This is a genomic window from Methylocapsa polymorpha, assembly GCF_045689225.1.
Taxonomy (GTDB): Bacteria; Pseudomonadota; Alphaproteobacteria; order Rhizobiales; family Beijerinckiaceae; genus Methylocapsa; species Methylocapsa polymorpha.
The window spans coordinates 2,014,540-2,027,607 of sequence record NZ_CP136862.1 but is presented as its reverse complement, the minus strand read 5'-3'; the positions used below and the strand labels follow the sequence as shown (position 1 = coordinate 2,027,607).

15 protein-coding genes are annotated in these 13,068 nt (G+C 59.1%); 1 reads left to right on the top strand and 14 read right to left on the bottom strand.

Annotation, left to right across the window (positions count from 1 at the left end; genetic code table 11):
- Positions 1-35: 35 nt before the first annotated feature.
- The 14 genes from RZS28_RS09325 to RZS28_RS09260 form a co-directional block, all read right to left on the bottom strand.
- On the bottom strand, positions 36-272 hold the full coding sequence (locus tag RZS28_RS09325; protein ID WP_407337495.1) for a hypothetical protein: 237 nt from the start codon (positions 270-272) through the stop codon (positions 36-38).
- Complete coding sequence (locus RZS28_RS09320) at positions 272-658, bottom strand: hypothetical protein (protein ID WP_407337494.1); 387 nt, start codon at positions 656-658, stop codon at positions 272-274. The genes RZS28_RS09325 and RZS28_RS09320 overlap by 1 nt, the downstream gene beginning before the upstream one ends.
- 1 nt (position 659) lies before the next feature.
- Positions 660-1,397, bottom strand: a complete 738-nt coding sequence (locus tag RZS28_RS09315) for a hypothetical protein (protein WP_407337493.1) — start codon at positions 1,395-1,397, stop codon at positions 660-662.
- 216 nt (positions 1,398-1,613) lie between these two features.
- On the bottom strand, positions 1,614-1,796 hold the full coding sequence (locus tag RZS28_RS09310; RefSeq protein ID WP_407337492.1) for a hypothetical protein: 183 nt from the start codon (positions 1,794-1,796) through the stop codon (positions 1,614-1,616).
- Positions 1,797-1,808: 12 nt separating this feature from the next.
- The gene (locus RZS28_RS09305; RefSeq protein WP_407337491.1) at positions 1,809-2,255 is read right to left on the bottom strand and encodes a hypothetical protein; all 447 of its coding nucleotides are present in this window, start codon (positions 2,253-2,255) and stop codon (positions 1,809-1,811) included.
- A 71-nt stretch (positions 2,256-2,326) separates the two neighbouring features.
- A complete protein-coding gene (locus tag RZS28_RS09300) occupies positions 2,327-2,773 on the bottom strand; it encodes a hypothetical protein (RefSeq protein WP_407337490.1) in 447 nt (148 codons plus the stop codon).
- Positions 2,770-3,597, bottom strand: coding sequence for a hypothetical protein (locus RZS28_RS09295; RefSeq protein WP_407337489.1), 828 nt, complete (start codon positions 3,595-3,597; stop codon positions 2,770-2,772). Before RZS28_RS09295 ends, RZS28_RS09300 begins: the two co-directional genes overlap by 4 nt.
- Positions 3,598-3,763: 166 nt before the next feature.
- Complete coding sequence (locus tag RZS28_RS09290; RefSeq protein ID WP_407337488.1) at positions 3,764-4,222, bottom strand: hypothetical protein; 459 nt, start codon at positions 4,220-4,222, stop codon at positions 3,764-3,766.
- Between the two features lie 144 nt (positions 4,223-4,366).
- Positions 4,367-5,884 (bottom strand): hypothetical protein, encoded by a 1,518-nt coding sequence (locus tag RZS28_RS09285; protein WP_407337487.1) that lies wholly within the window; start codon positions 5,882-5,884, stop codon positions 4,367-4,369.
- 193 nt (positions 5,885-6,077) lie between these two features.
- Positions 6,078-7,199 carry a hypothetical protein gene (locus RZS28_RS09280; RefSeq protein ID WP_407337486.1) on the bottom strand — a complete coding sequence of 374 codons (1,122 nt, stop codon included), beginning with the start codon at positions 7,197-7,199 and terminating at the stop codon, positions 6,078-6,080.
- A gap of 177 nt (positions 7,200-7,376) precedes the next feature.
- On the bottom strand, positions 7,377-8,732 hold the full coding sequence (locus RZS28_RS09275) for a phage portal protein (protein WP_407337485.1): 1,356 nt from the start codon (positions 8,730-8,732) through the stop codon (positions 7,377-7,379).
- A 59-nt stretch (positions 8,733-8,791) separates the two neighbouring features.
- Positions 8,792-10,099 carry a phage terminase large subunit gene (locus tag RZS28_RS09270; protein WP_407337484.1) on the bottom strand — a complete coding sequence of 436 codons (1,308 nt, stop codon included), beginning with the start codon at positions 10,097-10,099 and terminating at the stop codon, positions 8,792-8,794.
- 985 nt (positions 10,100-11,084) lie between these two features.
- Entirely contained in the window at positions 11,085-11,600 is a 516-nt protein-coding gene (locus RZS28_RS09265; protein ID WP_407337483.1) for a hypothetical protein, read from the bottom strand.
- Between the two features lie 2 nt (positions 11,601-11,602).
- Positions 11,603-11,944 (bottom strand): hypothetical protein, encoded by a 342-nt coding sequence (locus RZS28_RS09260; RefSeq protein ID WP_407337482.1) that lies wholly within the window; start codon positions 11,942-11,944, stop codon positions 11,603-11,605.
- A 120-nt stretch (positions 11,945-12,064) separates the two neighbouring features.
- Between RZS28_RS09260 and RZS28_RS09255 the strand changes: the two genes are divergently transcribed.
- Positions 12,065-12,721 carry a helix-turn-helix transcriptional regulator gene (locus RZS28_RS09255; protein ID WP_407337481.1) on the top strand — a complete coding sequence of 219 codons (657 nt, stop codon included), beginning with the start codon at positions 12,065-12,067 and terminating at the stop codon, positions 12,719-12,721.
- Positions 12,722-13,068: the final 347 nt, after the last annotated feature.

Genomic DNA, 13,068 nt, shown 5'->3' with positions numbered 1-13,068 from the left:
CGCTCTAGTCGTCGCGACAAAAGAAGACTCAACCTTCACCCCCCTTCCCGAGCCTTCACAAAACCATCGGGAAACTGCGCAATGAGGGTGCCGATCCCGCTCGGATCGCCGCCGCTTCGGGCAATGGCCGGCTTGGCCTTTGGCTCGATTCGGTAGACCAATTTCAAAATCTCGTGCGCGGGCGGATAGTCTCGCCAATAGGAAAGAAGCCCACGCACGTCGTGCAGCGTCATTTCATCGATCTCGGCCGGCGTATAGCCACAGGCAGTCATCAGTCTTGCGTAGACAAAGCCGAAATCGATGCGGGCGGATGTTTTGCGTTCGGCGCGCCCGCTCCGGCTTCCCCCAGATGGATGTCTCCTCGCACGGCTCCGTCCTCAGAGCACACTTCAATGAAACCGCCTAGGCGTAGAACCGTCGCCATGGCGGCGGCGATTTCCGGCGCTGTCGCCTCGATGTCTGCAAGCGAGTCCGCAGCCTCGGCGTGATCACGTCGCAGCGCGATCTCCACGATGCCGACCGCCGCAGCGACGCTACCTTTCGAGTCACGGTCGCCCGCCATCAAGATCGGCTCAATCTCCTGCACTTGGCGCAGCGTCAAGGGCCGCACCAGCCATTCTCGCTCGCCAAGTCGAAGCATCTCGTACCGGGGCCGCATGTTACGAGGCCTCCGCGAAAGACCAAGTCATCACATTGCCTGCAGCATCGGCGAGGCACAAGAAATCAAACTCTGGCATGACATAATCCTCAAGCTTGGTTTGAAAGCTCAATTTGGTCGACGCACAATTGTTGAGCTTCAGTGAGACGGCCTGGCCTTGAAAGGATGTGTAGAACACTGCTTGAAAAGTCGGCGTTGTTCCCAAAAGTTGATTGGCTACCGTGAATTTCTGCCCGGAGCCACTGACTGTGTAAGTGTAGCTTGTCAACACGGCTTTGCCCGCATCGGCCGAGTTGAACGTATAGACCCCGGATGCGATGGAATACTGCCCTGCCGCGGGACTCGAGGCGACCTTCGTCAACGGCAAGCCAGTTGCCGCGTAGAGAACGCCATCGTCGTCAACGAAGGTCGTCGCATTGGCGACCGTCATTGTGAAGGGCGTAGCCGCTGCAACCGCCCCAGCTTCGGCGAATGACGTGGCGATCTGGCCGGCCGATGGAGCGACGCCGTAGAAGAGATTGGCGAAAGCCAGCCCAGAGATCCGCGCCACCTTGGCTTTTCCGGTCGTCTTGATTGTGCCGCGGGCTGCGGCGAGCGGTCGTTGATACTGCCCGTACAACTCTTTGATCGTAGCAGTCTCCTCGATCGTAACCTCTTGCACCAAGCCAAAGTTGACGGGTGTGGCGTTTGCAATGTCCGTGCGGGTTCCGAGCAATACGCCCGAGCCGAAACTATACATGGAGAACCTCTTTCCTACGACCTACGCTGTGACCTATTGCAATTACTCGCAAAATCCGCGCGGTCCCCGGGGCTCGAAGAGCGGGAGCGATATCTCGCCCTAAAGCTCGGTTGGACTACGTCACGGCAATCAGCGAGCGGACGCGTCCAAGCGCGACACGATCTTGCCAGCAAGAGAGAAGGACGCCGGACGGCGAGCATAGCACCAGCGTAAGGGCTATGGCGTCCGCGGCGACAGCTCAACAATCAGGCGCTGCTTCAAATCTTCGGCAGCGCTACGAACGAAGTTCCAGACCTCGACATCGCGCGCCACGATGGAGCCGTGGAAGACCTCGAAACGCCATTGATCGATAAGCGCCTTTAGACGCTCGGCCTCCAAGGTGATTTCAGACTCGGACATTCGGCGCCCTTTCTATGGGAGGGTGATCTTCACCGGGGCGATCAAAACAGCGTCGCCGTCCAGATCGCCGGGATCTTTCAAGATTTTGCCGTCAACTCGGCAATGGTAGGCCGCGCCGCCGAGTGTGTTTCGGCCCGTGACTGTGTCCGCGCCGGAAAGCGCGAAGGCAGAGTCAAGCGCGTCCATGACGTCATTCAGGAGTGCGGCGCCAACAATGGCGGTGTCCTTTGCGTTGAGATAGATGAAAAGCTTGACCTCAATAATCCGTTTCGGCACAGCGCGCTCAGTCCAGGAATAGGCTTCCTGGCCACCTTCAAAAAGGAAGCAAGCCGGCCGGCTTGCCGCCGGCACGTCGCTCCAGAGCTTGAGACGTCGCGTCGGCCCAAGCTTCCAAGCATAGGCGCCGCCGATAACCCCGATGAGCGCGTCAATTGCCGTTTCCCGCGTACTCGCGGCCATGGGGCCTCCTCGCTACAAGCTTGTTTGAAGGCGCACGTGAAAGTGCGATAAACCACTTTGCCTGGCTCGCGTCAGCCATGTCGCAAGGACTCCAGCACCGCCTGTTTCCACGCGGACTCTATCTCTCCACACATCTCCGAAAGCGTGCTGACAAGATAAGATCGCGCCGGGATCGTGGAGCCAGGATGGCGTACGCTCCTGGCGAAGACCTCGCCGCCGCCTGCGCTAAACACCAATGCCTTCGCCTTCACCGCGACAATGTCATGGGCAGCCGTCTTGCCGCCGAATTCCTGAATGGCGGCATAGGGCACGCCAGCGCTAGACGTGGAGATGGCGACCGCCGACCCATCATCATCGATGGAGGAGGAAATAGAGTCGGCAAGCGCGCCGGAGCGCGTCTGTAAGACTTCGCCAGAAAGCTTTTGCCGGATTCGAGCTTCGACCGCATTGCGAAGCGCGTCAGCCTGATCCCGGAGCGCATCATGTACCGCAGATGCATCGAATTCGAAATCAATCATGGCGTCACGACGCGTCGATACGGCTGTAGAAGGCTAGCAACGAAATCGGGAGTGTCCTTGACGATGAAAGCCATTGTCTCCTGGCCGCCAAGCGACTTGGACTGCTGACCGATGCGCGAGCGGTACGCGTAGCGTTCAGCTGCCCAATCGATGCAACAGACCGCAAGATCGGCGGGAACATAACCATAGGTGAGTTTAACTGTCGCGCCTGCGTCAGCTGAAGCAAATGTATACACGCCGCTCGCCACAGCGTATTGGCCAATTGTTGGATTAGCTGTAACTGGCGCTAGCGAGACGCCATTACCGTATGCAACGCCGCCGTCGCTCCTCCAATCGCCATACGGCGCAAGCGCAGCAACGATGTAAGGCGCATTTGCTGGCACAAGGGCGTTCTCGCCGTTGATTTGATAACCTGCTGAATAGGAGATCTCAACGTTCTGAACGCCGCGCGTAAAAAGTCGGCGCCGTAGCGAGAGTCTCTGCATACATCCGGGTGGCGCGACATCAGGAGGCTCGAGAACATAGCCCATATGAAATCCCGATCCGGCCTTTAGCGAAGGCGAAGGCGGAAGCAGCGCGCCGTTTACGCTGCATGCCAGGATCGTGTTGACCGGCCATTGTCGAAGTGTGATTGCCGTATTATTGGCGCCATCGAGCGTTTCCGTGTAGGCGCCTGGCAGGATCGAGGGCCGATCGAGGACATTTAGGATCGCCCTGCTGATTTGCGTGATCAGCTCCGTGAGAAGAACGTCGTCACCGGTTCCTGCGACGTCGAGCCAAGCCTTGAGATCGACCAAGCTCACGAGATCAAAAGGAGAGGCCATGCTTTAAGATTCCTTTCGACGCGGTCGACTGGCGTGCAGAGCCGTTGAAATCTGAGCACTGACCGTGCCTCAACCGTCAGGCCCATAGGGCGGGACTTGCGCTTCGACTTGCCGACATCCGCCGTGAGATGGCGATGACAAGCGGATGGCTGGCGCCGACGAAGGTTCAGTCGAGCGAGCGTCGCGCCATCGCCCGCAATTCGTCATTTGTTATAGGCAATGACACCGAGACGCCCTTCGCTCTGAGGAAAGCAAAAAGCTCATGACGATTAAACGCCGAAATGGCTTTGCCATCGATATTGGAAGACGCCTGAGACGTCGTGACTTTCTCAACTTCAGAAGGCCCGGCGCCGTCATCAGCTGCAGGAAGCCTTGCGCGCATATCCTCCGTGCCGATCCCCTGCAACGTCTTCAAGTTTGTGCTCATGACCCGCATAACGAGCCCCTCCCGCGTCATAGCGGCGATCTCCAGACCGGCATGCTCGTCTTTCCAGGGCCTAAAACCGTGGCTCGAGAGGAACACCCAATCATCGTCATCGACATGGATTGACCCATCTTCAGCGATCTCCAACAGCTTGCCGTTGTGCGAGACGGCGCCGCAGCCATTCGGAACGCGTAATTTCATAGCGATTGTCCTTGCTCGACGCCGCATCTGATGCGCAAGAGGTCAAACAAAATACGCCTGAACGTTTTGCAATATTTTCGTCTTGCATAGCGCCCAGGCGTCCGTGCCGCGAATCAACCAATACGTCCAGAAACCCGTGGTCGATCAGCCGTTGCCAATGTTCGTAATCAGGGCCATCGACGGTGGGAAGTAGCTCTGCAGCACTTCATCCGCGTAAACTCCATATTCATATCTCCGAGTGCGAAGCGGCCACTCGATTTGGTAATAATCCTGCCGCGTCCGGATCTGCATAACATTGCCGACGCCAGCGAGTGGATAAGGCAGCGTCCTGGTTGTCATAAGAATGGAGCCTGCCGGCATATTCGGGTGCACCTTGATGTCGATCACGCTGCCGCCCTGCATCGAGAAACGGTTCAGATAGGTGCGCACCATGATTCCGCCGCCGACCAGATCCTGCGCCGTCTCAAATACGAAGCGCTGCGCGGCAGTCTGGGAGCCCGACAAGATCTTCCTCGAGATATTCAGGGCCTCTTGCGAATTCACCCACATTGTATCAGGCGAGAGACGATAATTGTCCCACATATATTTCAAGACGGCGTCGATCTCGATGATCCCGCCCGCGCTGTCCGACGTCAGCGGCGTGCCGGTCCCCGCGGTTCCGGGAGCCATTGTGTAAATATACGAGCCGGAGCCTGGTTTGACGGCTTGATAAATGAGTCCGTCGAAGGCGAGGACGTTGCTGGAGTTGTCATTGACGCCGAGCGAGGCTGCAGTTTGCGCGCCCGTTGCCGAGGCGGCGATGACGACGGAATTGATCGTCGTGATGGCGCCGAGCGTTTCGGCGCCGGCTGCCCCCCAGAACCAAGCATAGCCTAAGGCGCCGCGAACAGAGGCGACAGTCGCGCTGATCGATCCGGTTGCGCCGGTCGTCGCAACGGTCGCATTCGCGCTCTTCATCGCAACGCCACCGCCGAACGTGTCGGAGGATCCATCTGCGTTCGTGCGGCTGATCTGACCCTGCACGCCGCCGGCGATCGAACCATTCATTAGTCCATCAAGAGTCAGCGCTGCGCAAATGACAGACCAGGTCTGCGCGGCAAGCGAGCCCCCTGTCGTCAAGGCGGTAAGGGTGGGCGTGGGCGTCAAACCGAGCGATGACGAAGCGCAGCCGCCGAGAATCATCGCCTCTTCGCCGAGCATAAGCGCTTCGAGACCGGTTTTGGCTGCGATCGCGCGAACGTCATCGAAGCCTTGGCCGGCATATTGCGCTTCGAAATCGACGCTTGTCTCCACACCGATGCCTTTGTAGGTCGCGGTATAATCCTGCGTCGCAACCGCGAGCACGCCGCCGCGATTCGCCGAGGACACGCCAAAACGCAGGCCATTGGTGTTGATTGCGGTGATCGCGCGCCACGCCGCCTGAATGCCGCCCTTGCCCGAAACGCGCGGGATCGTGTTGCGCAGCGGCGTCAGAACCGGATAGATGAATTTCGCGCCGAGCTCGAGATCATAGAAGGTAAGCCCGGAAGTGGCGCTCGCGCTTTCCGAATAAGTGCTCTTTTCGAGCCCCAGCAGGCTTTTAAAGCGAGGATCGCCGAGCGGCCTTTGCTGCGCGGTCTTAAGCCGGTCCAATACGTCCTGAACGTCGGTTTGCATTGTCATAGCTTGCTCCTGGCAGCAGAGACATTTGAAGAAAGGATTTGTCGAGCCGCCCTCAGCCCAATGCCTCCGCAGCAGGGAGGCGCGCCGATCTAGAAAGGCGCGTGAAGGTCGTCGCTGACCTTGAGTGTGGCAAGACGGTTTCGAAGTTTTTTCTTGTAGGTCGCGCTACGGTCTTATGTTAAGCGCGCTGGGCTCATCGCATCGATGCGCGGCCATTGCGTTGAGCCAATTTGATGGCGAGAACGGAGAGCGCTTCCGGGTCGGAGAGAAGCTTTTCTACTGTATCGGCGGAGTGAGGGTCCCCTGCGTCCTCATGTTTTCCGATCGTCCGCGGCCTGCCTGCGAATGGCAAAGGCATTGGCTGCTCCTCGATGCGCTTCACGCGCTGCAATACGTCGGCGAGGGTCGCGGCGAGCGCATCGAAGCGCTTCTCCAACCCGCCTGGTGTGTTTTTCTGCGCGCCGCATGCGGCGCCAAGCTCAACTGAAGTATCATGCAGGCTCTGAATACGGGTTTGATCTTCCGCACTGTTGCGGGCGCCGACTTTGCCGAGAGACGCGGCCTTGGGAGAGGCTGTAAATTTTGGCGCCACAGACATTGCCATCTGCTGTTGCAGCGCATTTTCGGTTTGTGTCAGCTCGAATGTCTCTTCGGCCGTCATGGCGCGCAAAATGGCCGACGCGCGGTCCACGAGATCACGCAATTTGCCAGGCAGTTTCGAATCGTCCCGCTCGGTCTTCTCCTCGAGCGTGACGTCACTCTGCAGCTGATTCAACTCCTGGATCAGGTTTGCCAATCTTGCCACATTATCAAGCCCTTTGCCAAAGCGGCGCCATTCGCGCGTCCCATCGACCTTGATCATTTCGAAACAGGCTTGCGGCAGGCATGGCAAATCAACGAGCGAGATTTCGGTGGGCGCCGCCGTGTAGCGCGTGAGGCCATCCGTATCGGTCCACCGTCTCGCGTAGGCGCCGCCTTGCGAAAAGCCTGTGTAGACGCCCTCCGCGACTTTTTCCCATTCGGCGTCATCGACGACCTTGGCGCAAATTTCAATCTGTTTGTCGGCGTCGTTGAAATTGATGGCGGTTACCTTGCCGGCTGCGATAGGCCCGTGCATAGCGCGCAGATTGCCAAGCGACTTGCCGCGCGTTGATTTGGCGATTTCCTGGGACCATTTTTCATAGAGTGGTTTTGTCGAGTCGTAATCGCAAATTTCGCCGGCCCGATCTTCGATCTCTGCGGTGGCGAGGCCATAGACGAGGCGCTGCGCCGCGTCGACCTTGGTGATTGGAATGAACATACGCAGCGCCGACATGCGTGCTCCTTGCTTATTGAATGGATCTGAAGAGTAGGTGAAAACTTACCCGGTTCCTGCGGCGCCGCGCGGCGGTAACGCAAACGGTCGTAGCCCGTATCGAAGAGGCAAGCGAAGCTCGCAACCCACGCCACGCAACATCTCAAGCCATCGCAATGTTCAACAGGTCATGCGGAGCTATTCCGGCAGCGCCACATATCCACTGGCGGTCAGCGTCATGGGCCTATTGGCGGACGCGTCGGCGACAGGCTCGCGGCCGAGCACCGCCCGGGCCTCGTTGATTGTTAGAATGCCTTTCGACGCATAGCTTGAAAGGATCGTCTCCTGCGCGAGCGGATCGGTTTGCTGGCCTGGGCTCCAGACGAATTCGAGATCAGGGGCGTCAAGTTCGCTCGCAAGAATGTCGTCAACTAGCGATTTGGCCCAAGCCAGGATCGGGGCGAGGCCCTCTTCCTCCGCGAGATCCTTCTGCGTCTCGGCGGTCGCGCGGTTCATGGTTTGCGTGAGCGCCTGAGGCGAGATTGAAAAAGCGAAGCAGACAATGCGCGCGAGCCATTCGTCGAACGGCCCCTTCAGCTCGGGCTCCTTGGTCTGAATGAAGGTTTTCGCTACTCCGCCGGGAACGAATTTTGCCCGCCGGCGCCGGGTCAGATCGCCGTCAAAATAAGCGTCCCAATATTTCTGATAGGAGGCGATCTGGTCCGGCGTCCAGTTTTCCGGCACGCCGATCAGACTGTCCGGAATATTGCCTTCGGTGAAATAATCGAGAAGGTACATCTGCCGGCGCAGTGCGATATTCACCGTCGTGATGATCTGCTCGACGGGGCTCATCCCGTAGACGCGGTTCACGCGCAGATTGCGCGGCCGATAAATTAGATCGCGCACCGAATAGTCGATGGCCGGATAGCCCTTCAAGATCTGTTGGTAGGCCGCCGGATAGGCGAGCCTGTCGCCATCCATATAAGGTTGCGGGCTGCGGCCCCAGGCGTCGATCACTGGTTTGATCGTGGCGCCGTCGAGCGGCATCAGCGCCTTGAGTCGGCCGCCGCGATCTCGGCTCATATAGAGCGCCGGCGCGTCGGTCACAAAAACTTCCTCGAGAAGAAGCCGCAGCCAATCGGCAAATCCATGAATGCCGTCCGGCCGCGCAAAGAACGATTTCGCCGTGGCGGTGCGCTCCACGTCGAGCGGCGAGCGCGCGGTCTTGTTGCGCGAGTTAATGTTCCACGATAGTCGCGCAGCCTGATCCTTACGCGTTTCTATGACGAGGCGTAGGAGATCATAGCCGTCCGCGAGCCCGCGCAGCGTTGCGAACGTTACGGGCTCATAGGGACGCGAAATGGTTGAGAGATTATAGCCGGCGGGAAAGTCCCATTGTCGTCCGGCGACTTCCGGCGGCGCAAGCGGCGTTATCGGCGTCAGCGGTCCGAACCAATTCGCCGCCTCCTCCGATTTGGGAGCGCTCTTGAAGCTGACATCGACCTGATAGGGACTGAGCGACCAAGTTCTTTGCCCTGCGCCACGATCAGCCATGTCTGCTTCCTTCATCATTTGAAGAGTTTCGCCCCGCCTTCGCACTGTGAGCGCGCGCCTCACGCCCCGCCGCGGCTTTCCGCCTCGCGTCGATAAAATTCGATGATGCCTGCGCCGTCGTCGAAGCCGAAGAGATGCGTCAGCGCCCAGATCGCGGCGTCGGCATGATCGGGGCTGCCCGCCCCGCTGTAACCGGCCGAGGAAAAGGCGCAGAGCTGATCCTCGAGCTTGCTGAATCGTCCAGCATGATGAACCTGCCCTTGCGCATAGCGCACCGAGATCGGCTCGGCTCTCACGGCCTTGCCGCGGCTCGCGGCGACCAGACGCACCGGCACATTTTGATCTGCGGCCTGGATCGTCGCGCGGACCATCTCGCCGCCGAAATTCGACTCGGCGACGATGCAATCCGCGCGAAATTCGTGAAAGGCGATGACAGCCCGCCTCCCCCAAGCAATGGGCGCCTCCCGACAGGAACGATCGGCAAGAATATAACAATCGCCGTCGGCTCCTCGCGCGGCGACGATGATGCCGATTTCGTCGGCGCCAAGATCATCGCGTCCCGCCGCTCCCGAAGGATCGACGGCGACGACCACCGCGGCCCGCTTCTCCTCCGGGATGTCATCGAGTCCACAACGATTGGAATCGATTTCCTCATAGGTCCAAAGCGCGCCCTCTATCTCGTCGACATAGACGCCTTCATAGAAACGCTTGCGCTGCTTTTCCGGGAGATCGGCGAGGCTTGCTAGGAACTCGGTCGAAAGATTCGCAACATTGTCAGGCGGGTTCAGGAATGCGCGCCGATAATTCTCAGGAGTCTTGAGCGGCTGCAGTGAAATCGGATCGCGCTTATCCCCGAAAAGCGCATTCGTCCAATGTGTCTTGCCAACCGGGTTAAGGTCGACAAAGGCACATTGGGCAAGCCCCGGCGCCACTTGCGCCAGCCGCGTGAAGGCGATCAAAGCGGAGGAATAGGGAATTTGCGACGCCTCGTTCAGGAACACCGTTACATATTCGAGGCCAAGGATTTTCTCGACCCGTTCCTTATCATCGAGGCCCCCGATCCATATGCGGGAGCCGTTCGGCAGCGCGAAGAATCCATCCTGGCGATGCTCCTTCAAGGATGTACCTGGAAAGCAGAGACGCATGACTTGGGGGAGCGTGTCGAGAGCAATAGAGGCCCGCGCTGCGTTGGCGTGGAGACGCAGGATTGCATGGCGGGAACATTCGGCTTTGAGCGCACGGATCACTATGGCTCGGACGATGAGAAACGTCTTGCCTGAGCGAGTGCCGCCGGCGAGACAGGTGTAACGCTGAGGCCCCTCCAGGAGGCGGCGAGCCGCATCCTGGCCTGCGCTAAATGTCGCCATGCGCGGTCCTGTTCATGATGATGATTGCCGCGCGCCGAAGTTCACGGCGCAAAGGCGTGTTCTGCTTTAATGACCAGTCGGAATGACGAAAAGCTCTGCCGCCTGGCGCAAACCATGAGCAATTACGCGCGCCCTAGGGACTTTGGCGGCTGTTGTAGCAGCGGCGAATAGGAGCGCCAACCGATCTGGTGAAGAGAAGCGAGCGCATAGGTCGCGCACTGCATACGCGCATATAGCCATAACAATCCGTCGCAAGTCAACATGTCGAAGCAGCGCCGACTTGCGCATTCTTACATGATTTTCTGCAGCGCTGTTGTGTTGTCAGCCAACGTGGAGAACGTGACCGCGCTTCTTGTGTGTCTTTTGAAAACGGCTAGGCCTTACGGCGAACTCAACGGATGCCGCAACGCATCGCCGCCGTTCAACAGCGATGTTGATTGATGCAGTGGCGGCGATGTTGCAAGTCGCATCAGACGCCCGGATGTCGCGTCGTCAGCCTGGCGCCTTCGATTTGAAATGTTTGGAAAGCAAGCGCAGGTCGTGCACTGCATACGCGCATATAGCCATAACAATCCGTAGCAAGTCAACACACTGGAGCAGCGTCGACTTGCGCGTTCTTACATGATTAGCAGTGGCGCTGCTGGGTTGCTGGTGAACGCAGCCACGCATCCGGCGCATTTTTTAAAACTGGAAGCTTTACAGTGAATGCAACAGATATCGCAACGCATCGCAGCAACGATGTTGATTGATGCGATGATTGCGATGCTGCGAGGCGCGTCAGGCACATGGATGTCGCGTCGTCAGCGCGGCGCCTGCGATTCGAAATGCCTGGAAAGCAAGCACAGGTCGTGCACTGCATACGCGCATATAGCCACAACAATCCGTGGCAAGTCAACGCACCGGAGCAGCGCCGACTTGCGCATTCTTACAGGGCCATGCAAGCCAACATAGGCTGTGAGGACGCCTAAAAGCCACGGTCACAAACCTAGAATACGGGAACGCTGCGGGCGTTGAGCCAATTCGCTAAATGGCTCAGCGCCTTCGCTCGCTTTCGATAAAATGTGTGCGGCGCCCATTTTTTTTCGGCGCAAAGCGCCTTGACCGATCGGCCGCGCGCTGTGCGCAGCGCCCAGAGGCTCGTCACCAGAGCCATGCCTGAATCCTCGGCGCGCAATTCGCGCAACCAGTCGAAGGCCATTTCCATTTGCGCTATTTCGGCGCCGGTTGGCCGGATCGTGGTTCGATTGCTGGCCTGCTCGCGCGTGCGCCGCTCGCTCTCGTCGAGTTCCGCTTGTGCCAATTGATCAGCCCACTCGACGGCGTGGCGGGGCCAATGCCCGCCAGGCTCTCGCGGGCCACGCAAGCGCGGAAGGCGATCGAGCGTGATGAAGGCTTTCACCAGCCGTTTGCCGACATGCTCCGGCTCCCATTGCGCGGGCGCGCTATCGCGCTCCGAACAATAAGGCTGCTCGAGCGCGTTTATCTTCAAGCTCTCCTCCATGATCAAGCTCCGTCGTCGAGGATATTGTCGAGAAGGGCTGGATCCGCCGCCACGACAAGAAGCAGCAGTCGAATCATGGCTTCGCGCGTGAGGCTGCGTTTCGTCGCCGCGGAGTCGTAAAGGCTCGCAGCCTCCGGCGGCAGGCGCAAGGCGATGGCGGCGGCGGCGGCGCGAAACGCAAGACCGAAGCGTTGCGCCTGTCGATGCACATTGTTTGGCGTCGATGCGATCAGCGGATCCTCGGCGATCCTTTTGGCATCCCAACCCAGGCCGAGCAGGAAGCCGAGACGGGCTATTCGCTCCCCTGTCCAGCGGGCCTTTCGGATCTCAGTTTGAACTGTCACGGCATGCTCTCCTTCCCTCTCGCAAGCGAGGCCGACAGCGGAAGCTTAGGCTCGCGAGCAGAGGTATACGGTAGTTCTACCTATATTGTCAAGGTAATTTTACCTGGTGCATTCCTGAAAATGTACGGTTATTCTACCGTTATGGATCTCGAAGATGTTCTTACGCGAATCGAAAGCCGACTGACGGCTCTGGGCCTCTCGGCTCATGCGGCGTCGATAGCCGCGAAGAAGCCTGACGCCATTCGCAACCTGAAACGGGCGGTGAAGAATGGCGAGCGCAGAGGCGTTACGACCGAAACCTTGATCGCGCTGGCGCCCGTGCTGAAGACGACTGCGGCTTGGCTCCTTGAGGGGGTTGGCGAGCCGACGCCGGGCAACCGGGTTCGCGTCGTCGGACGCATTGGCGCCGGCGCAGAGATCCAGCCCGAATTCGAGCAAATCCCCCCTGAGGGCCTCTATGAAATCGAGGTTCCGTTTCCAATCGCCCCGGACGCCATCGCCTTTCTGGTGGAGGGCGACAGCATGTGGCCGCGCTATGACCCTGGCGACGTCATCATATGCTGGCGTCAGGGCGCCGACGCTGATGAGGTTGTCGGCTGGGAGGCCGCCGTGCGCACCGCTGACGGCAAGCGCTATCTAAAGCGGATCCAACGCGGTTCAGCGCCGGGGACCTTCGATCTCGAAAGCCATAATGCGGCGCCGATCCGGAGCGTGCAGATCGAATGGGCGGCGGAAATACAAGGGGTTGTGCGATCCGGTCAATGGCGCCGAAGGTAAGGTCGGCCCTTGCCGGCCGGCCTATAGGTAAAATTACCTTTACATAGGCTTTAATACCGTATAGAGGTTTCCAGCTTCTGGAGCCCGCCTATGCCATGCCAAACAACGCCTTTTGACGCGCAGTTAGAAACGACCCTGCATGTGCGCGCGAATCGACTGGCCGCATATCTGGTCAAACATCGCGCCAAAACCTATGCCCGGCGCCCGATGACTCTCGACAATGTCTTTCCAGGCCTCTCATGCGCCACCCCCGACGCAATGATTGCAATCGCGAGACATGCGATCATGCGAGAAGCAGAAGCTCCGCGCCGCTGGTTCGGCTTCGGATGCGAAGCTCCGGCCCTCAA

Excerpts from the sequence above, each read along its gene's own strand:
- RZS28_RS09310 (WP_407337492.1), bottom strand. The coding sequence starts at position 1,796 with ATGTCCGAGTCTGAAATCACCTTGGAGGCCGAGCGTCTAAAGGCGCTT.
- RZS28_RS09255 (WP_407337481.1), top strand. The coding sequence starts at position 12,065 with ATGTACGGTTATTCTACCGTTATGGATCTCGAAGATGTTCTTACGCGA.
- RZS28_RS09270 (WP_407337484.1), bottom strand. The coding sequence starts at position 10,099 with ATGGCGACATTTAGCGCAGGCCAGGATGCGGCTCGCCGCCTCCTGGAG.
- RZS28_RS09320 (WP_407337494.1), bottom strand. The coding sequence starts at position 658 with ATGCGGCCCCGGTACGAGATGCTTCGACTTGGCGAGCGAGAATGGCTG.
- RZS28_RS09285 (WP_407337487.1), bottom strand. The coding sequence starts at position 5,884 with ATGACAATGCAAACCGACGTTCAGGACGTATTGGACCGGCTTAAGACC.
- RZS28_RS09325 (WP_407337495.1), bottom strand. The coding sequence starts at position 272 with ATGACTGCCTGTGGCTATACGCCGGCCGAGATCGATGAAATGACGCTG.
- RZS28_RS09265 (WP_407337483.1), bottom strand. The coding sequence starts at position 11,600 with ATGGAGGAGAGCTTGAAGATAAACGCGCTCGAGCAGCCTTATTGTTCG.
- RZS28_RS09280 (WP_407337486.1), bottom strand. The coding sequence starts at position 7,199 with ATGTCGGCGCTGCGTATGTTCATTCCAATCACCAAGGTCGACGCGGCG.
- RZS28_RS09315 (WP_407337493.1), bottom strand. The coding sequence starts at position 1,397 with ATGTATAGTTTCGGCTCGGGCGTATTGCTCGGAACCCGCACGGACATT.
- RZS28_RS09300 (WP_407337490.1), bottom strand. The coding sequence starts at position 2,773 with ATGATTGATTTCGAATTCGATGCATCTGCGGTACATGATGCGCTCCGG.
- RZS28_RS09295 (WP_407337489.1), bottom strand. The coding sequence starts at position 3,597 with ATGGCCTCTCCTTTTGATCTCGTGAGCTTGGTCGATCTCAAGGCTTGG.
- RZS28_RS09290 (WP_407337488.1), bottom strand. The coding sequence starts at position 4,222 with ATGAAATTACGCGTTCCGAATGGCTGCGGCGCCGTCTCGCACAACGGC.
- RZS28_RS09305 (WP_407337491.1), bottom strand. The coding sequence starts at position 2,255 with ATGGCCGCGAGTACGCGGGAAACGGCAATTGACGCGCTCATCGGGGTT.
- RZS28_RS09275 (WP_407337485.1), bottom strand. The coding sequence starts at position 8,732 with ATGGCTGATCGTGGCGCAGGGCAAAGAACTTGGTCGCTCAGTCCCTAT.